The following is a 24,352-nucleotide window of genomic DNA, read 5'->3' as shown; positions in this document are numbered from 1 at the left end:
CACAATGGACCTGAGCCACATTCGCAACTTCTCTATCATTGCCCACATCGACCACGGTAAAAGCACCCTGGCCGACCGGATCATCCAGGAGTGCGGTTCCGTGACGGAGCGTGAACTCAAATCGCAGATGATGGATACGATGGACATCGAGCAGGAGCGCGGTATTACCATCAAAGCGCAGAGCGTCCGGCTCGATTACGTCAAGGACGGCGAGCACTACGTCCTCAACCTCATTGACACCCCGGGCCACGTCGACTTCAGTTACGAAGTCAGCAAGTCGCTGGCCTCCTCCGACGGCGCGCTGCTGATCGTCGACGCGGCGCAGGGGGTCGAGGCGCAGACCATCGCCAACGTCTACCTGGCCATGGACAATAACCTGGAGCTGCTCCCGGTCATCAACAAGATCGACCTCCCCGCCGCCGAACCGGAACGGGTTGCCGAGGAGATCGAATCGAGCATCGGGATCGACGCTACGGACGCATTGATGGTCTCTGCGAAAACGGGCGTGGGGATCCGCGAGCTTGTCGACGCCATCGTCGACCGTATTCCGGCCCCGGTGGGCGACCCGGTTGCGCCGACGAAGGCGATCATCTACGACAGCTGGTTCGACCCCTATCTCGGTGCGCTGGCGCTGGTGCGCGTCTTCGACGGCAATATCCGCAAAAAGCAGATCGTCAAGCTGATGAGTAACAACGAACAGCACGAGGTCCTGGACCTCATGTACCCGCACCCGCTCAAGAAGATGAAGACCGAGTCGATCGACAGCGGTGAGATCGGCATCGTCGTCCTCGGCCTGAAAGATGTCGGAACGCTCAACGTCGGCGATACGATCACCGATGCGAAAAGGCCTGCGGCCGAGCCGGTCGGCGATTATGAGCCGGCGAAGCCCTTCGTCTTCGCCGGGCTCTATCCCATCGATACGGACAAGTTCGAGGATCTGCGCGATGCGCTGGACAAACTGCGCCTCAACGACTCGTCGCTCAGTTACGAACCGGAAACCTCCGTCGCGCTCGGGTTCGGTTTCCGCGTCGGTTTCCTCGGCATGCTGCACATGGAAGTCGTCAAGGAGCGTCTGGAACGCGAATTCGACATGGACCTGATCGCGACGGCCCCCTCGGTCGTCTACGACGTCTACCTGACGGACGGTTCGCAGATCGAAGTGCACAACCCCTCCGAGCTGCCGCCGGTGAACCACATCGAGCGGATCGAGGAGCCCTATGTCAAGGCGACGGTCATCACGCCGACGGAGTACCTCGGCAACATCATGAACCTGCTGGTCGCCAAACGCGGCATGCAGGAGAAGATGGATTACCTTAACGAAGAGCGCGTCCTTCTGGAGTACTCCGTACCGATGAACGAGATCGTCGTCGACTTCTACGACAAGCTCAAGTCCATCTCCAAAGGGTACGCGAGTTTCGACTATGAACCGATCGATTTCAGAGAGGGCGACCTCGTCAAGCTCGACGTCCGGGTTGCCGGCGACGTTGTCGACGCCCTCTCGGTCATCGTCCCGCGCGAACAGGCTGAACAGCGCGGCCGGGCACTCGTCAAGAGTATGAAAGAGCTCATCCCCCGTCAGCTCTTCGAAGTGGCGGTACAGGCCTCCGTCGGCAACAAAGTCATTGCCCGCGAGACGGTCAAGTCCATGGGCAAGAACGTCACGGCAAAGTGTTACGGCGGGGACATCACCCGTAAACGCAAGCTGCTCGAGAAGCAGAAAGCCGGTAAGAAACGGATGAAGGCGATCGGCAAGGTACAGCTGCCGCAGGAGGCCTTCATGTCCGTCCTCAAAATGGACTAGGCGGCAGGCTTTGCGCTGTCTTCTCTGCGAATCGTGGTCGTTAAGCCGCATTTGCAGGAGCTGCCGCGAGGAACATCTCGCCCCCTCCCTTCACACCCGAAAGATCGTCGGGAAACTCTCCGTACACTCTTTTTACAGATATGATGAGATCGAGCCGCTGCTGCTGACAAAGCACACGGACATCGGCTGCCATCTTTACAAGATTATGGCATCCGCCTCCTTCGCACCGTATGCGGCTTCTTTGGAGTCGGAGGCACCTGTTGCCGTCGTTGCCGTCGATGACCATGTCCGGCACGGCTATTCGCATACGGCGATCCTGGCGCGTGCGATGAAAACCGACACATTGATACCGCGGCATGCCGTGCTGCGCGACCGTTCGGGGCACCGCTACTCCGGGCAGGATTTCCAGTACCGCCTGACCCATCCGCGCGCGTTTGAACTCAAACCGTTTCCGGAAAAGAGCGTCATCCTCGTCGATGACATTCTGACAACGGGACTGACGTTGACCCAGGCGGCGGAGACGCTGGAAATGGCGGGGAAAGAGGTGCTTTTCTGCCTGACGCTGGCCGACGCGGAGCGTTAGGCGGGAAGGGCTTCGTTCTCTTTCTTTTCGGGCAGGTAGTTGACGGTGTTCTCGATCGTCGGCGATTCGGAGAAGTCGAAGCGGATCGATGCGGCGTTGAGGGCGAAGGCGATCTGCTCTAAGGTCGTTCGGGCGGATTTCTGCACATCGGGGAGCAGTTCGATCATCATGCCGTTGGCGATGGCGGAGACCTGCTTCTTTGCCTCCCTGATCAGGGCGTTGCGGTCGTTTTCGTCAAAGCCGTCGCTGAAGACGCCGGCGATGAGATCGGGCAGGAGCCACGGCAGGAGTTTGCCGTTCTGCTCGTCGTAGAAGCTGATATCCTTGATGCTGAGCGAATAGCGGCACTCGGGCATTTTGAAGAGGTACTGTCCTTCGCCCAGCTCCTCGATGCCGAAGTGGCTGTCTTTGAGGTTGTAGCTGAAGTCGATGTCAAAGGTGAAGATCATCGCCAGTTTCTTCTTCGAGATGAGCCAGCGCAGATACTTCTCCCCGAAGTTTCCGAAGATATGATCCGAGGCCGTGACGATCTCCTTCGTGACGACCTTGTAGACGTTAAGGGTCCCCAGCGACTCCATTTTCTCGATCGTCGAATAGAGGGCAACATTGGCCGGGCCCTCTTTCTTGTTGCGTTTGAGGTACCAGACGAGCAGTGCGATGCCCCCCGCCAGGAAGAGGCCGGTGAAAAACATAATGAGATTATCCATGCCCCCATTGTAGCTCAGCACGGATAATAGTGCGCTATCGTCTGCTGTAGGGGAGTTTCGTCTGCAGGCGAAGGTCGGGAATGGCGTGGCCGATGGTGAAATGGTAGAGGCTCTGGAAGTCGTTCCCCTCCAGTCCCAGCAGCCGGTGCATGACGTCGTCGAGGAAGCAGCCGATTCCCGTGGCGCTGAGACCGAGGGAGGTTGCTTCAAGGTAGAGCTGCTGGCCGATGGCACCGCACTCCCAGTAGAGGCTTTTGTAGCGTCCCGGCCCGAAGCGCTCCAGCTGGGGGGCAAATTCGCAGAGCATGCCCAGTGAGAAGGCGCCGTCAGAAGCGATATCCTGGCTGCAGGAGATGAACTTCGCCTGGGGACGGAAGTCGCCTGCTTCGAGCAGGTAGAGATGGTTGCCGGCCGGCCGGAAGAGAAAGTCATTCCGCATAGATGTTTTGAACGTATCCAGGTAACTGTCGTTCAGGAGGTAGAGGTAAATGCCCGGATCGAGCGTCTCGACGTCATGGACAAACAGGACGAGGGAAGCTGCAGGTGTGAAGCCTTCAAAAGAGACCCGTGCCGCGTGCAGCAGCTGGGAGAAAGCCTCAAAGCTGATATGGGTACGGCCGAAATCCATGGCCCGGGCGCTGCGGCGGGTGAGGATGACCTCTTCGGCTGCAGTGCCACAGGCGCTGCTGAAAGCGTGGGGCGCTGCCTCCGCAGGGAGGTTTACATCGGCGGCCGTGGCCTTTTCAACAAGGGTGATCGCCTCCCAGGGGTGCTGGGAGGGACTGAGACGGTTTGCCGTTCCCGCATATGTTGTACGGCAGCGGGCGAGCAGCGTGATAAAGTCGGGCGACGTGATGCCTCTATACGGTGTAATGAGCAGCAGTGCATCGGCGATCTCCTCCTCGTTCGGCTGGAAGCGCGCAGGCTGATCCAGCCCCAACAGTGTATCGAGGGTTTCGGAGTCAAAGGTGTCGCAGAGGCCGGCATGCCAGCCGTTGAGGCGTGCAGAAACCTGGACGGCGCGCAGGGCGTGTCCGGCATCGAGCTGGGTGTAGCGGAAGGCGCGTTCACCGTACTTCCACGCCTCGCGCCAGACGATGGAGGTGAGCCCCATAAGAAGCGACCCCTCGGGCATCGCCGACCAGAAATCCGTATCGAACGCATGGAGGATTTCAAGGCTGTGGGTCATGGGTGCATAATGGGCAACAACGCTCTGGGTACTGACACCTTCAACCGGGGGGAGGATGATGTAGCCTTCCGTGGGATGGAGATTGCCGCTGGAGGCGTTGCAGCGCAGTGCCCAGCAGTCGCTGCCGATGCATTTGATGGCCGCCAGACCGAGGCTGTAGCGCAGCAGGACGGAGAGGCTTTCCAGTGTCAGCGGTTCGGAGGAGACCCCTTCAAAAAGAGCGGCATAGGTTGGCTCGGACCGCGGGGAGGGAAGCGGAAGGGCGATCCCTTTCGCCCCGTCAAAGCGGCGGTAGGGATCGGGCTGCGTCGCCCAGTCCATATAGCCCAGTGACGCTGCATAGCGGTTGGGGTGGTGCTTGGTGCGGTCGTGGTATTCGAAAATCGTTGCAAGGGCATTCATGCGGTGATTGTTCCCAAACTCCTTTAAAAGGGGGCTTGGAAACCTTGCACGGGGAAAATATTTAAGCGCCTAAAGATGAATGCCTTTTGCATTGCATACGCTCACGCCTGATTGTCCTGAGTATCTGTGACGTGGAGGGGGTGTTCTTCTACAGGAAAGGTTTTGAGGCTGCCCGCTTTCGTACTGATAAGCGCTTCGAGTTTTTTCGCCGGCAGGGCTTTTTCGCAGAGGAAGCCCTGGTAGTAGTCACAGCCGAGCGTTTTGAGCATCTCCAGCTCCTCATCCGTTTCAACCCCTTCGGCGACGACGGTCAGCTCCATGCTTTTGGCAATGGCGATGATGGTCTTGACGATCATCATCGAATTCTCGTTGTGTTTCAGGTCCGTGATGAACGAACGGTCGATCTTGATGACGCTGACGGGCAGGTGCTTGAGATAGGAGAGCGAGGAGTAGCCGGTCCCGAAGTCATCGAGGGCGACATGCACACCGAACGCTTCAAGGGCCTTGACCTTGTCGATGGCGCCGAGGGAGTTGTCGATCATGGCGCTTTCGGTCAACTCCAGTTCGATCATATCCGGCGCGATCTCATTGCCCGCGACCAGGGCACGGACATAGTCAACGAAATCGGGCTGGTTGAACTGGTGGGAGCTGACATTGATGGAAACGCGTTCGATGGCGTTGGCGGCACCTGTCTTCTGCCACTGCTTGATCTGTTTGATGCTCTCTTCCATCACCCATTCGCCGACTCTGACGATCAGGCCGCTCTCTTCGGCATAGGGGATGAATTCATCGGGCATCACCAGCCCTTTCTCCGGGTGGTTCCAGCGGATAAGTGCTTCAACCTGGGCGATCTTCTCGCTGTCGATGGCTACCTTGGGCTGGTAGTAGAGCTCGAACTCCTTCTCATCGAGCGCTCTGCGCAGCTCTTTTTCCATCTGGAGCAGTTCGTGCTGGGAGCTTTCGAAAGACTCATGGTAGAGCTCGGCATGCTGACGGCCGGTCCGTTTGGCCTGGAACATGGCGATGTCGGCGCGTTTGATCACGGGTGCGGGAAGGATCGCCTCCTCCCCGCTGAAGATATTGATACCGATACTGGCGGAAACGCTTACCGTCTCTCCGTCGATCGTAAACGGGCTGTTGATGATGTCGATCAGTCCGGCGGCAATCTCCGTGGCCTCTCCTGCCGCTTCGGTATAGTCATAGGAGAGGTTGTTGAGCAGGACGAGGAATTCGTCGCCGCCGATGCGTGCGACGGTGTCTTCGCCCCGGAGCTGTTTGAGCAGCCGTTGGCTGACCTGGTAAAGCAGCTGATCGCCGATATAGTGGCCGAAGTCGTCATTGATGTGTTTAAAGTGGTCAAGGTCGATGAAGAGGACGGCGGCACGGAAATGGCGCAGACGGCTCTGCTCGATGGAGAGCTTGATACGGTCGGTGATGAGGCTGCGGTTGGGCAGTTTGGTCAACGGGTCGTAAAGACTGTTCTGCTGAATCGTCTCCTGGGCCTCTTTTTCCAGGGTCAGGTCCCTGACAAAACAGACGGCCCCCTGGTGCATCCGTTTCTTGTCGGTGACCGGAACGGTTGAGAGCTCGATATAGTAGGACTCCTCCGAAAACGAGGAGTAAAAAGGCCCTTCATAGCGTCCCTGCGCATTTTCGAATACCTGCTGCAGTGCCGGAAGGATGCGCTTGTCCGAAACGCTGTTGAGATCGTAGCCGATGAGCGATTCACGCTCGTTCAGCTGCAGCATCCTGAGCATCTGGTTATTGAGATCGGTAATGTGCAGGCTGCTGTCGTAGTAAAAGATGCCTACCGGGGCGTTGTCCAGGAGGGAAACCAGGCGCCCCTGCGTATTCTCAAGGTCGGACATGGCCTGGGTGAGGGCGAATTTGCTGTAGATGGCATTGTCGATGACGGCGCCGAAATGTTTGGCGCTGAAGATGAGCAGGATGCCCAGGGCGCTGACAATGTAGGCGATGGTCTGGTAGATGGGGTCTTCCATCCATGCCAGACGCACAATGACCGGGGCGAAAGAGAGCAGGGCGTAGGCGACGACCAGCTCCCACGACGCGGAGATGATGCCCAGCGCGGTGGCGGTCAGACCGAGGATGAAGAGGACGACGACCATCTGGTAGAGGATCTCGTGCTGCGGGAAAAGCAGCAGCGCGGTGCTTCCCCACAACCCCCCGCCGATCAGGATGTAGGTGTAGTACCGGTGCAGCCAGAGGGTGCTCTGGACGCGCAGCTCCTCGTCGGAGCTGTTGCTGTAGAGCAGGTAATGGTAGAAACGGAACAGCAGGACGATGGCGGAGACACTGACCCAGACGGCCAGAGAGAGGTTGTCGACGTAGTGCCACATGATGACGCTGAAAAGAAGGACGCTGAAAAAATGGATGACGAGAATAACCGGTACGGTGCCGTAGAGGTATTTCAGTTTGTCAAAGTCAAATTGCTGCATTGTTGCACATTCCTCTAAGATACATTCCGCACGGCCTTTTATCCTGTGATTGGATGTTAAGACAACAAATCATAGCATAAAAGTCCCTACAGCCGGGGAGAACAGGCTTTTTTATTTGAAAAAGCTGTCAAAAAGCTGCTGCACCTGTTTTCCGGCCTCCTGTTCGAGCAGCTTCCCGGCGTTGACGGTGACCCCTGGATGGGCTAGCTTACCCTTGAGACGGAAGGGGATGACGGCCCCGGCCGCTTCGAGTGTGATGTCGGCACGGACGGTCTGCGCTTCGGTGTCGATCTTCGCATGCCGGGTCTGGAGCATGGCGAGGTCTGAGCGCAGCGTTGCGTCGGCATCGATCGCGGTGTCGTCGAGACGTGCCAGCGTCGTGCCGTCGAAGCGTTCGCGGTAGAGATCAACCTTGGTGTATTGGCGCAGCAGGTCGAAGGCATTGTTGCGGGAGAAGACGCCCTCTTTAAACGTGCCTTTCAGCTCGCCGCGTTTGGTGTCAAGCGCGTAGTCGAGGGTCCCGTCGAAACGGGCGTCGAAGGTCTCGGGCTGCACGAGCAGATGCATCGCCTGTCCCGTGCTGATCTGTTTGAAGGTTGCAGTCAGTACCTGGTCGTTGAGCGTCGATGTGATCTGCCCTTTCAAAAGAGTGCTGTTGGCATGCAGCAGGAGATGTTCGCGATACGTCAGGTCCCCGGTGATCTTTGCCGATCCCTGCAACGGCCGATCCGCCAGGGAAGAGAGTCTGCGCAGGTCCGGGATGTCCGCCGTATAGCCGGCGGAGAGCTTCATCTGCCCGACGTCGTACTGCAGGGTATCGGAACGGAGGCTGAGAAGCTCGGAGTCGAACGCCGCTTCGGTTTTGACAAGGTTGCCTTCGAGGCGGCTTCGGCTGCGGAGTGTAAAGGTCGATTCCGGGAAGGTACGGCCCAGCTGTTTTGTCAGTGCGGCGGCATTCGCTCGGCCCTTTTGCATGTCGACGGTAACCGTTCCCTGCATGGCACCCGGGCGGAGGTCTGTGAGGAGGGCACGGCCGGTGACGTCGGCATCGGCGATCGTTGGATAGCCTAGCATGGTGAGAAGCTTTGCCAGTCTGAGATGTTCTACAGACACGTCGGCGGAGACAGGGGTATAGGCCTTTAAAACGGCTTTGAGGGCGCTTTTGCCCCCCGCAATCTCTCCTGCGGCGGTGGCATCGAGGTGTGTCTCGTCGCCTTTCACCGTCCCCGAAAGGGCGACCGGGCCATGCAGGGCACGTCCCGTCAAGCCCTGCAAGAGGGCAAGCTCTTTGACCGCAAAGGCGTAGTTCAGGTCCATCCCGCCGTTTTTCGGTGTCAGGATACCGTCGGAGTGCAGGTAACCCAGGGCGGAATCCGTTTTGGTCTCATAGGTAACGGTGTCGTTTTTGAGCTGTGCATGCAGCGCCGCGTTCAGTGCGGTGTCGGGCAGCTGTACCCCATATATACTGCGTATAAGGGTCTGGTTGAGTATACCCTTAGCCAGGCGGGCATCAACCGTGCCGTCCAGGGCAGCAGGGTCGATGGAGTGCAGTGTCACGTCGGCATCGAGCTCCCCCGAAGCCAGCAGCTGTTCACCGGCGAGGGCAAGCAGCTCATCCAGGCGGGCATGGCGGACCGTGGCGGTGATCGCTCCGGGGCTGAATTCACGGAGGGTTAGGTGGTAGGCCGTTTCGCTTTGGGCGAGGTCGGTGCGTCCGTTGATTTCCAACAGGGCAAAGCTGCCGGCCGCCGTTCCTTCGGTATGCAGTTTCCCCGATATGTTCCGGCCGCTCAGGGCGGCGAGATCGTCGATATCGGCACGGTATCGGGCGGCGAGTGTCTGTGCAAAGAGCGAATACTCCCCCTCCGCGCCGATACTGCCGGCGGTGTCGAGGAGAATAGTGATGCTGAAACGGTTCCACCCGAGGTCGAACCGGGTGACGTCAACGGGCCGTGCCAGTGCTGCTTCGAGCCTCTCCTGCAGCATACCGGCGATAAATCGGTTGCCCGGCGGTGTGAAGGGGAGCACGAGCAGGATGATAATGAGCGAAATCAGGACAATCAGCGTCAGGGTGAACCGGTGCATGTGGGGCCTTTTCGTCCGGGAGTTCAAAACACTATTATAGCGCTGCGTCGGCTGCCGTCGGTTTACGTTTGCGGCATATAGGTCGCAAAGGCGCCTTCCACGCTCAAAGCGCTTTTGTAGCGTGTCGGCGTCAGCCGGGTCTTTTTTGTTTTCAGACTGCAGACGGCCAGGCGGAAGTTGGAGCCCATGAAAGGTTCGACGATACAGATGATATTATCGCCGACCTGCCGCGTCGCGTGGATGGTGCCCTGAAGGTCATGAAAGAAGTATTTGGGATAGCTCAGCGGGGTGATTTCGACGATATCCACACTTGTCCTGCGGTCAAGCGTCCCGGCGATGAGTTCGGCGTCTTCAAAACTTTCGAAGTGGACGCACCAGTCGTCGAACTCCTTGTTGAAGTGTTTGAGATCCTCATCCAGGAAACCTCCCGCCGGCGATTGCAAAGCAAAAATACTCATAAAAACGGCCTTCTCCTAGCGGGTCTACTTGTCGTGGAATTGTACCATCTCCCCTCCTGCAGGGCTCTGAAGCGGTGTGAAGTACGGGAAAAATATACTTTAGTCATTTAGACTCAAGTATATTGAACTAAATTTTACAATCAGTACTTGACATAGATAGACTCATGTGGTAAAATTTGTCCAGATTTCATAGAGAAAGGAGTCTGACAGTCGCTATGTCTCAAGAAGAAAACAAGCAAAACAGTGAAGAAACTTTGCCCAATGATGAAGAAATGATTGAGGAGATGGTTTCCGAAGAAGCGGAAGAGGTCGGTTCGGACCTTGAACGTGTTCAGATGGAACTGGACCAGCTCAAAGATAAATATACACGGGTTCACGCGGACTTCGACAATATCAAAAAACGTCTGGAACGCGAAAAGTACCAGGCACTCGAATATGCCCAGGAGAAGTTCGCGAAAGACCTGATCCCGGTCGTCGACTCGCTGGAGATGGCCGTCAAGGCCGCCGATGCCGAAGGTATGGAAGCTGCCGAGCTTCTGGCCAAGGTGAAAGAGGGCGTCGAACTGACGATGAAGCAGTTCCTCAGCGCCCTGGAAAAACATGGCATTGCGGCGGTAGGCGAAGACGAACCGTTCGATCCGAACGTCCACCACGCGGTACAGCAGGTGGACAGCCCGGACCACGAGAGCGGCGAGATCGTCAGTACCTTCCAGAAGGGGTACAAATACAAAGAGCGGACCTTGCGCGATGCAATGGTAGTGATCGCGAACTGATTCGTGATCAAGAGCGCAAGGCGCGCGGGCTTTCTGCCGAAGGAAACTCAGCGTTAGCGTAGGTGTCCGGACTTTGTTCGGATGCCGTACAAAATAATGAAGGTGGTCCCTTCATTTTATGAAATAAAATTAAGGAAGATAATTATGAGTAAAGTAATCGGTATTGACCTTGGTACAACAAACTCCGCAGTAGCAGTCTATGAGGGCGGCGAAGCGAAAATCATCCCGAACAAAGAGGGTAAGAACACGACGCCTTCCGTCGTTGCCTTTACGGACAAGGGCGAAGTTCTCGTCGGTGACCCGGCAAAACGCCAGGCGATCACGAACCCGGAGAAGACGATCTACTCCGTCAAGCGTATCATGGGTCTCATGATGAACGAAGAGAAGGCCAAAGAGGCGCACGACAAAGTTACCTACAAGATCGTCGACAAAAACGGTATGGCTGCCGTTGACGTTGCCGGCAAAGTGTACACGCCGCAGGAGATCTCCGCGAAGATCCTGGCCAAACTGAAAGAGGATGCAGAGTCCTACCTCGGTACGCCGGTCACCGACGCGGTCATCACCGTTCCGGCCTACTTCAACGACGCCCAGCGTAAAGCGACGAAGGAAGCGGGAACGATCGCGGGCCTGAACGTCCTGCGTATCATCAACGAACCGACGGCGTCCGCGCTGGCATACGGTCTGGATAAAAAAGGCGAAGAGAACGTCCTCGTCTACGACCTCGGCGGCGGTACGTTCGACGTCACGACCCTCGAGATCGCGGAAGGGACCTTCGAGGTTCTCTCCACCGACGGTAACGCCTTCCTGGGCGGCGACGACTTCGACAACCGTATCGTCGACTTCCTTGCCGGTGAGTTCAAGTCCGAAAACGGCATCGACCTCAAAGCGGACAAGATGGCGCTTCAGCGCCTCAAAGACGCGGCGGAGTCTGCGAAGAAAGAGCTCTCTTCCGCTTCCGAGACGGAGATCAACCTGCCGTTCATCACGGCGGATGCAACAGGCCCGAAACACCTTGTCGTCAAGCTGACCCGTGCGAAGTTCGAAGGGATGATCGACGATCTCATCAAAGAGACGATGACGCACATCAACGTCGCGCTCAAAGATGCGGACCTCGACAAAGGCGAGATCAAAGAGGTCATCATGGTCGGCGGTTCCATCCGCGTCCCGCTGGCGCAGCAGAAGGTCTCCGAGTACTTCGGCGGCAAAGAGCTGAACAAATCGGTCAACCCGGACGAAGTCGTCGCCCTCGGTGCGGCGATCCAGGGCGGGGTCCTGCGCGGTGACGTCAAAGACGTCCTGCTGCTCGACGTCACGCCGCTCTCCCTCGGTATCGAGACCCTCGGCGGCGTCGCGACGAAGATCATCGAGAAGGGGACGACGATCCCTGTCAAGAAGTCCCAGGTCTTCTCCACGGCCGAAGACAACCAGCCGGCGGTCTCCATCCACGTCGTCCAGGGTGAGCGCGAGTTCGCGAAGGACAACAAGTCCCTCGGTATGTTCGAACTGACCGACATCCCGGCGGCTCCACGCGGCGTGCCGCAGATCGAAGTCACCTTCGATATCGACGCCAACGGTATCCTGACCGTTTCCGCGTCCGACAAAGGTACGGGCAAACGCCAGGAGATCAAGATCACCGGTTCGTCAGGACTCTCCGAAGAGGAGATCAACAAGATGGTCCAGGACGCCGAGTCGCATAAAGCGGAAGACGAGAAGCGCAAAGAGCTTGTCGACCTGCGCAACCAGGCGGATGCGATGATCGCCCAGACGGAAAAAGCGATGAAAGAGGCGGGCGAGAACATCGACGCCGGCGACAAAGCGGCGATCGAAAGCGCGATCAGTGCCCTCAAAGAGACGCTCAAGGACGAGAACGCGACCAAAGAGCAGATCGAAGAAAAGCTCAAAACGCTGACGGAAGCAAGCCACAAACTGGCCGAGCAGATGTACAAGCAGGAGCAGGGCGGTGCCGCGGCCTCCGAAGGCGCCAAGAAAGCCGACGACGACGTCATCGACGCCGAAATCGAATAACCCCCGGGCCTTCGGGCCCCTTCATCTATACTCCTCCTTTTTTCTCCTTATTTTGCCCCTTTACCGCCGAATGCGGAAGGTGCAGTTACACGCCCGGATCTTCCAGCGGATAATGCCTGCTGATCCATCGGAAATAGAGCGCCGAAACGACAAAAGCAAGTCCGAGCAGGGCCATGACACCCTGAAGCCCCATCCCCCACTCCACCAGGACACCGATCAGAAAAGAGACCGCGGAAACCGTCAGCAGGAAGATCATGTCGTTATAGGCGATGACACGGCCGTAGTAGGCCTCTTCGGTATGGTGCTGCAGCAGGGTATAGGTAAAGGACCAGATGGTCGTCGTGCTGAGGCCGACGAGGATCGAGGCGGCGAGTGCCAGGTAAAAGTGGGGCAGTGCCATTGCCCAAATAAGGATGGAGAGGGCCTGGAACAGCAGCAGCAGCGGGAGCCTCCTGATGGTGATCCAGCGCCCCAGCAGCAGCGGGCCGCCCACCAGTCCGAGGGCGCGGAAAGCGTGGGTAAGCCCGATGGCCAGCGGTGCGGCGACGGCCGGGAGGTAATAGGCCTCCGCGGCGAGCGGGACCAGGCCGTCAAAGGCGGTAAAGCCGACAAAAGCATGCAGAATGATGAGATGCAGGGTCAGGGGGTTGCGTTTGAGGTAACCGACGCTCTGCGAGAGCAGCGCAAGATAGCGGTCCGTTTCGCGCGCTTTGTGCGGGGGAAAAACGGCGGGCAGCAGCAGCGCGAACGCGACGGCGAAGAGGGCGGCGTCGGCAAGGAAGGCGGTCTTGACGCCGAGGTAGTAGACGGCTATGCCGCTGAGGGCCATCCCGACCGTGTAGGAGACGGACCAGATGATGGAGTGCAGTTCATTGGCGTGCTTGAGTGCCGAGGCCTTCAGAAAACGCGGCAGCAGCGCCATCTCCAGGGTAAAGTAGAAGCTCGAAGCCCCCATGCGCACGAAGACCAGCACGAAAAGCAGCCAGAGGTGCGCGGCGTCGTCGATCAGCATCAGCGGCAGGGTCGTGACGATCTCGATCAGCAGCAGGGCCAGCATCAGCCGTTTCGGGGCGATCTTGTCGATAAGCGCCCCGGAGAAGGGGGCCTGCAGGACCCCGGGCAGAAAGTGCAGCGCCGCGACGGTAGCGACGACGAGGGGTGATGCGCCGAGCCCCAGCAGCAGGGTAAAGATGGCAACGTTGCTGAACCAGGCCCCGAAATAGGCGATGAGCTGGATAAAGGAGATGCGCCGCAGCAGCGGTTCGTTTTTCAACAGGGCGATGTAGTGTTTCACGCGAGGATACTCCGGGAAAGATTGACGGAAGAATGGTAGCGTATTCACGGCCGAAGCGCGCCGTACAGCCTCCCTTTGGTATAATGGCCGTAAAAAGTGACGGGAAAGCGAGACGATATGAATGCATTTTTGGAAGAAGCAAAAGCGGCGAGCCGGGAACTGATGTTGCTGAGCGGTGCGGAGAAAAACCGCCTGCTTCGGGAGATGGCGGGGGCAATGCGCTCCGCGACGATGGACATCATCGAAGCCAACGCACTGGACATGAAAGCGGCGGAGGAGAACAGCCTGAGCAGTGCGCTCAAAGACCGCCTGCTGCTGGACGAGAAGCGTATCGAGGCGATGGCGACGGCCGTCGAGGAGATCGCGGCGCTCAAAGACCCCGTCGGCCGGGTGATCGACGGCTGGGTCACCGACGACGGGCTCAAGATCGAGAAAGTCAGCATCCCTATCGGCGTCATCGGCATCATTTACGAATCCCGTCCCAATGTTACCTCCGACACGGCGGCACTCTGTTTCAAAAGCAACAACGTCTGCGTGCTCAAAGGGGGCAAGGAGGCGGAGCACTCCAACGCCGCTATCGCCAAGGTGCTGCGTGCCACGCTGAAACGCAACAACCTGCCCGAAGCTCTGATCTCCCTGCTGCCGGACGCCTCGCGCGAAGGGGTGGCGAAGCTGATCAAGATGGACAAGTACGTCGACCTGATCGTCCCCCGGGGCGGGGAAGGGCTGATCCGCTACGTCAGTGAAAACGCGACGGTGCCGGTCGTCAAGCACGACAAGGGGCAGTGCCATACCTACATCGACAAGGATGCAGACCTGGAGAAGGCGGTGAAGATCGCCGTCAACGCCAAGGTGGACCGTCCCGGCGTCTGCAACGCAATGGAGACCCTTCTTGTCGACAGAGCCATTGCCGCCGTTGCCCTGCCGAAGCTCAAAGAGGCCTTCGACGCGGCGCACACGGAGCTCAAAGGGTGCGGCGATACCCGTGAGATCATCGACGTCGCCGAAGCAACGGAGGCGGATTTCGATACGGAGTACCTGGCGAACATCCTCAACATCCGCACGGTTGACGGGGTTGACGGGGCGGTTGCGCATATCGTCCGTTTCGGGTCGGGCCACTCCGAAGCCATCATTACGGAGAGCTACACGACGGCGGAGTATTTCCTCAATGCCGTCGACGCGGCGGCGGTTTACGTCAACGCATCGACCCGTTTCACCGACGGCGGCGCCTTCGGCTTCGGTGCCGAGGTCGGCATCTCCACGAACAAGCTGCATGCGCGCGGCCCGATGGGCATCGAGGGGCTGACGACCTACAAGTTCAAGATCTACGGCAACGGCCAGATCCGCTGATGCAGGTATTACGGGTTGAGGGGCTCTCTTTCGGCTACACGCAGGAGAAGCCGCTCTATCATGACTTCTCCCTCTCGCTTGACACGGGAGAGATCAAAGCGATCGTCGGTCCCAGCGGGGCGGGCAAGAGCACCCTCTTCGAACTCATCCTCGGCAACCTCCGTCCCCGGTCGGGAACAATCGAGGCACTGCCGGCCTCCATGGTCTTCCAGGACCCCTACAGCTCCTTCCATCCCACCTATACCATCCTCAACCAGATCAAGGATGTGGCCGATACGGCGGGGATGGCACGCTACCTTGACGATATGGGGCTGGACGAGGCGCTCCTGCACAAACTCCCCCATGAGCTCTCCGGCGGACAGCTGCAGCGCGCTTCCATTCTGCGTGCACTGCTGATGAAACCGAAGCTGCTGCTGCTGGACGAGCCGACCTCCGCGCTGGACAACGTCATCCAGCTCGACGTGATGCAGCTGCTGCTGCGCCACCTGGGCGAGGTCGGCATGCTCCTGATCACCCACGAGATCGACCTGGCCAACTGGTGCGCCGACGAGATCGTCCAGATAGGCTGAACGCACTCTCCGGACGGCCTCTATCCGTTTTGTACGAAAATACCTACAGAAATGGAGCGGCCCGCTCCGCTACAATGCCTAAAAAATTACAAGGCATACCCAATGAGCAAACGTATTCTGATCGTGGACGATATCGGATTTATCGTCGAATTCGAATCGACAGTCATTGATGCCCTCTCCAAAGAGATCAAGCAGAAGATTCTGATCGATTCGGCGAACTCCGTCCATGAAGCGCTCGCGAAGATCGCGCAGAACGATTACGATGCCATGGTCGTGGACATGAACCTGCCTGACGGTACGGGCATCGAGATCGCCAAGGCGGCGCAGGCCAAAAACGCTCAGACGCGCATTGCCGCGCTGACGATCTATCCCCAGAAGTTCGAGCAGGACCATACCTATTTCGATGCGTATTTCAAAAAGCCTATCCTGCCGGCCGTCTATAAAGAAAATGTCCGCCGACTGCTTCAACTGTAGACGCAGCTGCTTTCGTTCCTGGGGCGAAAGACATTCCCCCAGACGTATCCTCTTCCCGGCCGATCCTAATCCCGCGCGGCCAATGCCGCTTTGAGCACCTTTTTGATCTCTTTTTTGTTGAAGGGTTTCCCGACATAGGCGTCAAAGTGGGGGTTGTCCGAAGCACTGGCTTTCGGGTCTCCCGAAATGGAGACGGCATAGGCCGAAGGGAGGGCGTGCTGTTTTTCAATGGCCCGCAGCTCCCGGATGACGTCGTTGCCCGAAATCTTCGGCATATGGTTGTCGAGAAGGAGCAGGGTATAGGGCTGGTTTTCCAGAATCCCTTTGGCGAGCAGGTCGATGGCGCTCTGGCCGTCCTGGGCCGTTTCGATCGTGCAGAACTCCTCTTCGAGAATAGCCTTGATCAGTTCGATGTTGATGCGGTCGTCGTCGGCGACAAGCACTTTGGGGATACTGCGGCTTGAAAGCATGGCATGGAGCCTGCTCGCATAGTAGCCGTACTGCGAGATGACGTCGACCTCCGCCGTTTTCTGCGTTTTGGTCATGGAGAGGAAGCGCTCCTCCATCACCGTCAGAGGCAGGCTGTTCGTTTTGGCATGATCGACCACCTGCTCATCGAATTTGCTCTGAAAAGCGATGAGGTGGGTGGTGTCGGAAGGCGCCTGGATGACGGAACGGATCGCGACAATATTGGATTTCGGGAGCCCCATGCGCAGCAGGTAGCGCATGATGTTCTTGCTGGTCGGCAGGTTGGGCTCGTCCATGAGGATGGCGATCTTGCTCTGCGGGTTCTGGACGGGGGCGAAGCAAGGGAGCGTATTGACGGCCTGCAGCGGCAGTGTGAAGAAGAAACGGCTCCCTTTGTCCGGTTCGCTTTCCAGTTCCAGTTTTCCGCCGAGATCGTGGACGTACTGGGCGCTGATGGCGAGGCCGAGACCGGTACCGCCGAAGGCGGACGCCGTTTCATCGGTTGCCTGTCTGAAGGCTTCAAAGATCGCCTGCTGGTGCTCTTCGGCGATCCCGATTCCCGTATCGGTGACCGCCAGGGTCATCGTACCGGCACTCTGGTCGTACACGACGGCCAGCTCGACGGACTTCCCGGTCGGGGTGAATTTGTAGGCGTTGCCGATGAGGTTCATGACGACCCGTTTGAGCTTTGCGGCATCGACGCTGATCTCCTTGGGAAGTGCGGGATCGATATAGACGAGGTAGCAGAGCGCCTTGTCCGACATGTTCGCCGAAAAGATATCGGCGATATCCGCAAAGAACTTCGCCGGGGTGATCCGAACGGGCCCGGAGAGCGTGCGTTCACGCTGGGTCGAAACACGGTCGAGGATGGAGGTGGTCAGCTCGTTGATAAAGCGCGCGCTCTCTTTGGCGTTGCGGACATACTGCAGCAGCCGGGCGTTGTCGACCTGCCCTTCGAGCAGCTCCAGAAATCCGAAAAGCGCATTGGCCGGGGTCCGGATATCGTGGACCGTATTGGCCAGGAACATAAGCGTCTCATCCGGTGCGGCCGCCGTCGGCTGTGCACGTTCATTCGCCTCGACCTGTCGGCTGATCGCATTCGAACTCTCTTTAAGGCGTTCGCTAAGATAGATTTCGGGGGCTTCCTCCGTCTGCTTTTCCGGGTACATCCGGTAGATGACGTTGACGAGGAAGGGCGCGATCGCTTCGAGCATCTCCATGTCGTCCTCGTCAAAGTTCTGTTTGTGGCGGACCGAGGAGTAGGCCGTGACGATGCCCAGCAGGCGTTCGTCGTTCATCAGCGGCAGGATGATCTTGGATTTCATCCTGATCTCGTCGGGGTTGTCCGTTTCCGGAGCATACTCTTTCTCGCTGGCAAGGTAGTTGTAGATCCCCCCGGTCAGGGTCAGGAAGCTTTTGGCCAGGACACCGTGCTGGTCAAGCATGGAAAGCTCGCATACCTGGTCCGCTTCACGGGCGCGTTTGAGGGATGCCTCCATCTCGTCGAAGACCCAGAGCGAGGCGAATTCCGAATCCAGCAGCGTCGTGACGAGCGTTTCGGTGACCGCATTGATCTGACGGTTGTCCTCTGCGGCCTCGATCCGGCGCGTCGTCTCCTGGAGCAGTGTTTTGAATTCGCCGCTGTTGAATTTTTTCATCGGTACCCCCTTCTTCAATGGCGTGTACGGGCAGAACGGCCCGGAAGCTTTGAGACGGATTATAGTTAAAAGGCAGCAGGGAAAACTGTAGGAAAATGCCTACACTTCGTGATACAATTGAGACACTACATAAAAAGACACATTGAGAAACAACGCAATAAATGATACAGTTTAACCATATTTACAGTGACAAAAAGGGCCTTGAATTAGCGCTTGCCGAGACGGGAATCGATTTTGATGCGAAGACGATTCTCGTGCAGATGTTCTCTTCCCTTCAAGAGCGGGAGGCTGTCAGCGGGATCGCGGCGACGGTGCTGTCGCTGCTGCCCGGCGCCACACTGATCGGCGCATCGACGGTGGGGGAGATCGTCGGAGGCGTCATGACGGAAAAGCAGACGGTGCTGGGAATTTCCGTCTTCGAGAAGAGCCGCATCCTGGCCGTCTCTGATGTTGATACGGAGTCGTTTTCTCTCGGGAAAAAGCTCGGAGAGTCACTCTGCAAAGACGAGGTACGCTGCATCATTACCTTTGCCGATGGCATTCAGCACGGCAGTGATTTTCTGGAGGCCTTCCGCGCCGCCAATTGCAACAATATCCCGATTGCCGGCGGTATGGCCGGCGACCTGCTGCGCTTCAAGCACACCTATACCATCCACCAGGAGCGCGTTTTTGAAGGCGGGGCGGTCGGTGTCGCGCTCATCGGGGAGGCTCTGGAGGTATTTCAGGATCTGAATATGGGGTGGCGCCCGGTCGGCAAAGAGATGACGATCACCCGCGCCAAGAAGAACCGTGTCTATACGATTGACGGACAGCCTACGACGGAACTCTACCGGGAGGTACTCGGAGAGGCCGTCGTCCGGGAGCTTCCCGCATCGGCAATGGGATTCCCCCTCATCAAGCAGAGCGGCGGGATCCCGATCGCCCGTTCCATGATCGGGGCGTTCGAAGACGGGAGCGTCCTCTATGCCGGCAATCTGAGCGTAGGGGACCGTGTACAGTTCGGCATCGGCAGTGCCGATCTTGTCAACAGCTACATCCCCGGGGAGACGATCCCCAGCGAAGCACAGACGCTGCAGGCGGCATTCATCTACTCCTGTTCGGGCCGGAAACAGTTCCTGGGCAAGCAGCTTGAGGTGGCACTGGACAAGATCGACTCCTTTGCCCCCGCGTGCGGATTTTTTACCTACGGGGAGTTTTATTCCTCCGCGTCGGGGGCGGAGCTGCTCAACATCACTTCAACGATTCTTTTCCTGCGCGAAAAGGGGACGCAGAACCAGCGTTTCGACAGCCCGCTCGGCGGGCGGAAGCAGCAGCGGGCCGTCAATGCCGGCGAAAAGGCCGTTTTTCATCTCATCGATTACAATACGAAAGCACTCGAAGAGCAGTCCCGGTCGCTGGCGGCGGCAAAAAGGAGCCTGCAGGAGCATATTGACGGTATCAATGACGTTTTGATCGTTTCCAAAACGGACAGGAACGGCATCATCACCTACGTCAACCCGAACTTTGAACGGATCAGCGGCTACTCACGTGGTGAACTGATTGGGCAGTCGCATAATATTGTCCGCAGCCCGAATACCCCCGATTCACTCTTTGAGGAGATGTGGAATACGATTACCGCGGGCCAGATCTGGCACGGCAGTTTTGCGAACCGCCGCAAAGACGGCACCGACTATTACGTCAAAAGCTCCATTATCCCCCTGCACGATGAACGCAACAGGATCTCCGAGTTTTTCGCGATCCGTGAAGACATCACCGACCTGATCGAGACGCAGCTGGCCTACAAACGCGAGCATACCTTTACGCAGAAACTGCTCAACAACGACGAAAGCATCATTCTCATCATCCGCAACGGCGTCACGGAAAAGGTGAACCAGACCTTTTTCAGGCTCTTCCCCTTTGACGACCTCGAGGACCTTATGAACTCCAAGCGCTGCATCAATTCCCTCTTTATCCCCAAAGAGGGTTTCCTCAGCGCGGGGGGAAGGCGGTCGTGGTACCAAAAGCTCCTGGACGAACCCAACCGGATCCACAAGGCGCTGATGGAGGACCGGGAGGGGACCGTCCGTACGTTTTCGGTGAGGGCGAGACAGGTGAAGTTCGAAAACGATGAGTACATCTTCTGCTCCTTCAACGACGTCACCGAGCTGGAGGAGGCGCGTATCCAGGCCGAGAAAGCCGAAGAAGCCCAGGCGACGTTCCTGGCCAATATGTCCCATGAGATCCGTACCCCGATGAACGGGATCCTCGGCTTTACAGGCATGCTGAAAAAGAGCGGACTGAATGCCCAGCAGCTGGAGTACCTCGATATTATCGAACGCTCCTCGGCGACCCTGCTCGAGATCATCAACGACGTGCTCGATTTTTCAAAAATCAAGAGCCACCACATGGTGCTTGAGCATATCCCCGTCGACCTATACGCGGAGCTCAATACCGCGTTCTCCCTGATGCAGCCCGCCGCGCTTCAGAAGCAGCTGAACTACGCCAGCCGGTTTGACCCGGAGATGGATGCGGTCGTACTCGGGGACCCGACGCGCCTGAAGCAGATCATCATCAATCTGCTCTCCAACGCCATCAAATTCACGCCGGCATCGGGCGAGGTACAGCTTCGCACCGAGGTCCTCGAAATCCATCCCAAAGAGGGCCAGCTGGTTCGTTTTGTTGTCGAAGACAACGGGATCGGCATCCAGAAAGAGAAACAGGAGCGGATTTTCAGCCCCTTCACCCAGGCGAACGAGTCGACGACGCGGGAGTTCGGGGGAACCGGTCTGGGACTGAGTATCTGCGCCTCCCTGGTCGAGGCCATGGGCAGCGAACTGAAGCTCTACAGTAAAGAGGGGAAAGGGACGGTCTTCTATTTTGATCTCATGCTGGCATCGTACGATGCCGCATCCAACGCTTTGACGGAGGCGGATGAAAGCGAAGCGGCAGAAACAGGTACGGAGCATGCGGTCAACAGCGGGATGAAAGTACTGGTCGCCGAAGACCTGGAGATGAACCGGCTGCTGGTCCAGCTGCTGCTGTCACAGTACGGCATCGACGCGGTCTTCGTCGAGAACGGGCAGGAGGTCCTTGACAAAATGGAGAAAGAGGCGTTCGACCTGATCCTGATGGACGTCAATATGCCCGTGATGAACGGCCTCGATGCGACCCGCCGCATCCGGGAGAGACTCGGCAGCAGCGTTCCGATTATCGCGCTGACGGCGAACGCCATGGAAGGCGACAGGGAGAAGTTCCTGCAAAGCGGCATGAACGGCTACCTCACCAAGCCGCTCGAAGAGAAAAAGCTCGAGGCCGTGCTCCGGCAATACTCCTGACCCTCCGCCGAACCACCCCCGTCTGAGAGGCATTCCTACACTCCCGGTTCGCCTGTAGGATATTTCCTACATATTCCGATCGTGCCTTTCCGTTAAGATTGCCCCGTGAAAAAATAACGAAGGGGCCAGATAATGGAAAGACCGACACCGACCGATGCGGAACATGAAGTAACCGACGTGGATATGATCGTATCCAAAGCGGATGCCGAAGGGAACATCACCTATACCAACCCGATTTTTATGAAGATCTCCGGTTATTCGCAGGGCGACCTGCTGGATCAGCCGCATGCGATCCTGCGCCATCCCGATATGCCGAAAGTGATCTTCAAGTACCTCTGGGAGAACATCAAAGCGGGCAAAGACGTCTATGCATTTGTCAAAAACCTCTGTAAAGACGGGGGATATTACCTCGTGCTTGCCCAGGTCCGAATGGCCAAGAACCCGGACGGCTCTTTCAGAAACTACGTTTCGACGCGCCGCCGTATGACGCAGAAGGCCCGGGATGTCATCCTCCCGCTCTATGCGAAGCTGCTTGAGATTGAAAAGAGCGAGGGGGTGGAAGCTTCCGAAAAAGCGCTGATGGATTTTCTGGCCGAAAACGGCCAGAGTGCTGACACATTCAACGACTTCATGCAGTCGCTGAACAAATAAGAGAAAAAGGATAGACAATGATCGATTTCGACAAATCCATGCAGAGACTCCGCGCGGTGAACGGCTACCTCGGTTCGGCCGTTTTGAACTACTCCGGTGAGACCCTCTATATCGACAATGACCATACGGGAACGGACATTCCCTATTCGGCCAGTATCTTCAATGACGCCTTCCGTATGGTGACGGAGTCCTCACTGGACGTCGGCTTCAGCGAAGCCTCATCCATCGAGGCCAAGACCCACGACGGTCACGTCTTCCTGATCAACAGTGCCGGGGAGTTCGGCAAGGACAACTTCGCGAAGATCAACGTCTTTGCCATCTTCCGTGATGACGGCAACGTCGCGCTGGCAAAAATGATCATGGATAAAGCGGCCAAGACCATGTCACAGGAGCTGGGGCGCATCTAAACAGACGTCTCGGGCTTCGGAAGGGCAATATCATCAAAACGCTATATCTGATTCATCATGCGAAATCCGACTGGGAAGAGCCGGGCGCGAGCGATTTTGAGCGCGGATTGACCGACAGGGGATACCGGGATATCAATACCATCGGTTCGTACCTGCTTCTGCGCGGGATCGTGCCCGATCTCATCCTCTCCAGCAGTGCGCTGCGTGCGCAGGAGAGTGCGGACAGGCTGGCCAAAAAAGTCGGATTTGACGGGCCGCTGCTCTACCTGAGCGAGCTTTACCTGACGCCGCCGGAGACGATACTCGAAACCGTCATGCTGCAGGAGGATGACGCCGACACGATTTTTGTCATCGGCCACAACCCCCAGCTGACCGCCTTTGCGAATATGCTGACAGAAGAGCACGTCTCAAAGATCCCGTCGATGGGGGTCGTGGCGATGCGGTTTGAGATCGACGACTGGCAGGGGCTGGAAACGCAAAAGGGCGACATCGACTTTTTCATCTTTCCGAAGCAGTTCAAGTACTATCTGCCGAACCAGATCCGGGCCGTGCTCGACCGGAACGGGTAAGCGCAGCCGTCTCGTTTTCAGTAGGCGGCGATATCGTGTTCGAACGCGAAACGGAGCAGTTCCGTCGTGCTGGAGAGGTTCAGCTTCTCCAGGATACGGGTCCGGTAGGTGGAGACGGTTTTGGGACTGACGCCCAGTTCCGCGGCGATCTCCTTGTAAGAGCTGCCCCGTGCAATAAAGGAGAGCACCTCCAGTTCGCGTTTGGAGAGCGTGGCGGTCATGGCCTTTTCCTGCTTGCCGAGATCGGTGCCGTAGGGCATGCTCTCTTCGAGGGTAGGGCTGATGTATTTTCTGCCCTTGGCCACGGTCTGGATGGCCCGCACGAGTTCGGCGCCGATGACGGCTTTATTGAGGTAGCCTGAGGCACCGGCCCGGAACGCCTGCAGGGCGTAGGGATCCTCGGGGTAGGCGCTGAGGACGAGGATGGGAAGTTCGGGGTAGCGTGAACTGACGCTTTCGATCGATTCCATGCCGTTCTTGTCCCCGAGGTTCAGATCGAGGATCAGCAGGGAATATACCCTGCGCGCAAGACAGGCTATCAGTTCATCGAAAGAGGAGGCGTTGTCCGTCACGGACATCCCCTCCTGCTGCTCGATCAGCATGATCAGCCCGCTGCGGACGATTTCATGGTCATCGGCAATGATAATGTTCAGCATCGCACTCTCTTTCATAGCGTCTTCCCGGACACTTTTGAGCGCCATTATAATAAAAAGAGGATGGGAAGCAGCTGTTGCACATGCTTTAACGCGATTTAATTCATCCTGGGGTAGCCTGTCCCCAACAGATCTGAAGGAACGGAAAAATGGAGCAATTGATCACCGACACATTGGCGACGGCACGGACGCATTTCGCAGCGTTCGGTCTGGACGCTGCGCAGGTGGATGCGCTGCTTGAGGCGGGCACGAGGGACCTGCGGAAGGAACTCTTGCAGCTCAAGGCGTTAGTGGCGGTTGTCCCGCCGGACGCCGAGCGGGTGGCGCACTCGCTGCATGCGTTGAAGGGGCTTGTGATGAATATGGGCAACAACGACGCCGGCCGGGTGTTCGCCGTCCTGGAAGAGACCTTCAGGTCCAGCGGAGAGGTTTCCGGAGTGAGGGCGCTGTTGGGCAATGGATGAGG

Annotated in this window: 20 protein-coding genes; 12 read left to right on the top strand and 8 right to left on the bottom strand. The window is 57.8% G+C overall.

Annotated features, from left to right (window positions below):
- Positions 1 to 10: 10 nt before the first annotated feature.
- Both lepA and WCX49_RS08810 read left to right on the top strand, forming a co-directional pair.
- Positions 11 to 1,801, top strand: coding sequence for a translation elongation factor 4 (gene lepA, locus WCX49_RS08815; RefSeq protein ID WP_345986801.1), 1,791 nt, complete (start codon positions 11 to 13; stop codon positions 1,799 to 1,801).
- Between the two features lie 10 nt (positions 1,802 to 1,811).
- Entirely contained in the window at positions 1,812 to 2,384 is a 573-nt protein-coding gene (locus WCX49_RS08810) for a phosphoribosyltransferase family protein (protein ID WP_345984728.1), read from the top strand.
- On the opposite strand, the gene WCX49_RS08805 is transcribed toward WCX49_RS08810, so the two are convergent.
- The 5 genes from WCX49_RS08805 to WCX49_RS08785 all read right to left on the bottom strand — a co-directional run bounded on the left by WCX49_RS08805 (position 2,381) and on the right by WCX49_RS08785 (position 9,681).
- Positions 2,381 to 3,091 (bottom strand): DUF4230 domain-containing protein, encoded by a 711-nt coding sequence (locus tag WCX49_RS08805; RefSeq protein WP_345984727.1) that lies wholly within the window; start codon positions 3,089 to 3,091, stop codon positions 2,381 to 2,383. The two genes, WCX49_RS08810 and WCX49_RS08805, sit on opposite strands and share 4 nt — an antisense overlap.
- A gap of 34 nt (positions 3,092 to 3,125) precedes the next feature.
- Positions 3,126 to 4,682 (bottom strand): SagB/ThcOx family dehydrogenase, encoded by a 1,557-nt coding sequence (locus WCX49_RS08800; RefSeq protein WP_345984726.1) that lies wholly within the window; start codon positions 4,680 to 4,682, stop codon positions 3,126 to 3,128.
- Positions 4,683 to 4,783: 101 nt separating this feature from the next.
- Positions 4,784 to 7,138, bottom strand: coding sequence for an EAL domain-containing protein (locus WCX49_RS08795; RefSeq protein ID WP_345984725.1), 2,355 nt, complete (start codon positions 7,136 to 7,138; stop codon positions 4,784 to 4,786).
- A 111-nt stretch (positions 7,139 to 7,249) separates the two neighbouring features.
- The gene (locus WCX49_RS08790) at positions 7,250 to 9,223 is read right to left on the bottom strand and encodes a hypothetical protein (protein ID WP_345984724.1); all 1,974 of its coding nucleotides are present in this window, start codon (positions 9,221 to 9,223) and stop codon (positions 7,250 to 7,252) included.
- Positions 9,224 to 9,285: 62 nt separating this feature from the next.
- The gene (locus tag WCX49_RS08785) at positions 9,286 to 9,681 is read right to left on the bottom strand and encodes a hypothetical protein (protein ID WP_345984723.1); all 396 of its coding nucleotides are present in this window, start codon (positions 9,679 to 9,681) and stop codon (positions 9,286 to 9,288) included.
- Between the two features lie 215 nt (positions 9,682 to 9,896).
- Between WCX49_RS08785 and grpE the strand changes: the two genes are divergently transcribed.
- Together grpE and dnaK are read left to right on the top strand one after the other, a co-directional pair.
- Positions 9,897 to 10,454: a nucleotide exchange factor GrpE gene (grpE, locus tag WCX49_RS08780; RefSeq protein ID WP_345984722.1), complete on the top strand. Its 558-nt coding sequence runs from the start codon at positions 9,897 to 9,899 to the stop codon at positions 10,452 to 10,454.
- A 144-nt stretch (positions 10,455 to 10,598) separates the two neighbouring features.
- Entirely contained in the window at positions 10,599 to 12,479 is a 1,881-nt protein-coding gene (gene dnaK, locus WCX49_RS08775) for a molecular chaperone DnaK (RefSeq protein WP_345984721.1), read from the top strand.
- An 85-nt stretch (positions 12,480 to 12,564) separates the two neighbouring features.
- On the opposite strand, the gene WCX49_RS08770 is transcribed toward dnaK, so the two are convergent.
- The gene (locus WCX49_RS08770) at positions 12,565 to 13,773 is read right to left on the bottom strand and encodes an MFS transporter (RefSeq protein WP_345984720.1); all 1,209 of its coding nucleotides are present in this window, start codon (positions 13,771 to 13,773) and stop codon (positions 12,565 to 12,567) included.
- A gap of 96 nt (positions 13,774 to 13,869) precedes the next feature.
- Here WCX49_RS08770 and WCX49_RS08765 point away from each other — a divergent pair, with 96 nt between their 5' ends.
- The 3 genes from WCX49_RS08765 to WCX49_RS08755 all read left to right on the top strand — a co-directional run bounded on the left by WCX49_RS08765 (position 13,870) and on the right by WCX49_RS08755 (position 16,166).
- Positions 13,870 to 15,123, top strand: coding sequence for a glutamate-5-semialdehyde dehydrogenase (locus tag WCX49_RS08765; RefSeq protein ID WP_345984719.1), 1,254 nt, complete (start codon positions 13,870 to 13,872; stop codon positions 15,121 to 15,123).
- Complete coding sequence (locus WCX49_RS08760; RefSeq protein ID WP_345984718.1) at positions 15,123 to 15,692, top strand: ATP-binding cassette domain-containing protein; 570 nt, start codon at positions 15,123 to 15,125, stop codon at positions 15,690 to 15,692. The genes WCX49_RS08765 and WCX49_RS08760 overlap by 1 nt, the downstream gene beginning before the upstream one ends.
- A 102-nt stretch (positions 15,693 to 15,794) precedes the next feature.
- The gene (locus WCX49_RS08755; RefSeq protein ID WP_345984717.1) at positions 15,795 to 16,166 is read left to right on the top strand and encodes a response regulator; all 372 of its coding nucleotides are present in this window, start codon (positions 15,795 to 15,797) and stop codon (positions 16,164 to 16,166) included.
- Positions 16,167 to 16,231: 65 nt separating this feature from the next.
- Here WCX49_RS08755 and WCX49_RS08750 read toward each other — a convergent pair whose 3' ends face one another.
- Positions 16,232 to 18,292, bottom strand: coding sequence for an ATP-binding protein (locus WCX49_RS08750; RefSeq protein WP_345984716.1), 2,061 nt, complete (start codon positions 18,290 to 18,292; stop codon positions 16,232 to 16,234).
- 161 nt (positions 18,293 to 18,453) lie between these two features.
- Between WCX49_RS08750 and WCX49_RS08745 the strand changes: the two genes are divergently transcribed.
- The 4 genes from WCX49_RS08745 to WCX49_RS08730 all read left to right on the top strand — a co-directional run bounded on the left by WCX49_RS08745 (position 18,454) and on the right by WCX49_RS08730 (position 23,233).
- Entirely contained in the window at positions 18,454 to 21,606 is a 3,153-nt protein-coding gene (locus WCX49_RS08745; RefSeq protein WP_345984715.1) for an FIST N-terminal domain-containing protein, read from the top strand.
- A gap of 132 nt (positions 21,607 to 21,738) precedes the next feature.
- On the top strand, positions 21,739 to 22,257 hold the full coding sequence (locus tag WCX49_RS08740; RefSeq protein WP_345984714.1) for a PAS domain-containing protein: 519 nt from the start codon (positions 21,739 to 21,741) through the stop codon (positions 22,255 to 22,257).
- A gap of 17 nt (positions 22,258 to 22,274) precedes the next feature.
- Entirely contained in the window at positions 22,275 to 22,664 is a 390-nt protein-coding gene (locus tag WCX49_RS08735; RefSeq protein ID WP_345984713.1) for a hypothetical protein, read from the top strand.
- A 29-nt stretch (positions 22,665 to 22,693) separates the two neighbouring features.
- Complete coding sequence (locus WCX49_RS08730; RefSeq protein WP_345986800.1) at positions 22,694 to 23,233, top strand: histidine phosphatase family protein; 540 nt, start codon at positions 22,694 to 22,696, stop codon at positions 23,231 to 23,233.
- Between the two features lie 17 nt (positions 23,234 to 23,250).
- Here the strand turns inward: WCX49_RS08730 and WCX49_RS08725 are convergent, their stop codons facing one another.
- Positions 23,251 to 23,904, bottom strand: a complete 654-nt coding sequence (locus tag WCX49_RS08725; protein WP_345984712.1) for a response regulator transcription factor — start codon at positions 23,902 to 23,904, stop codon at positions 23,251 to 23,253.
- A gap of 131 nt (positions 23,905 to 24,035) precedes the next feature.
- Between WCX49_RS08725 and WCX49_RS08720 the strand changes: the two genes are divergently transcribed.
- Complete coding sequence (locus WCX49_RS08720) at positions 24,036 to 24,350, top strand: hypothetical protein (protein ID WP_345984711.1); 315 nt, start codon at positions 24,036 to 24,038, stop codon at positions 24,348 to 24,350.
- Positions 24,351 to 24,352 lie beyond the last annotated feature (2 nt).

The organism is Sulfurimonas sp. HSL-1656, assembly GCF_039645585.1.
Taxonomy (GTDB): Bacteria; Campylobacterota; Campylobacteria; order Campylobacterales; family Sulfurimonadaceae; genus Thiomicrolovo; species Thiomicrolovo subterrani.
The sequence above is the reverse complement of the archived record's forward strand: the minus strand, read 5'-3'. Positions and strand labels throughout refer to the sequence as shown.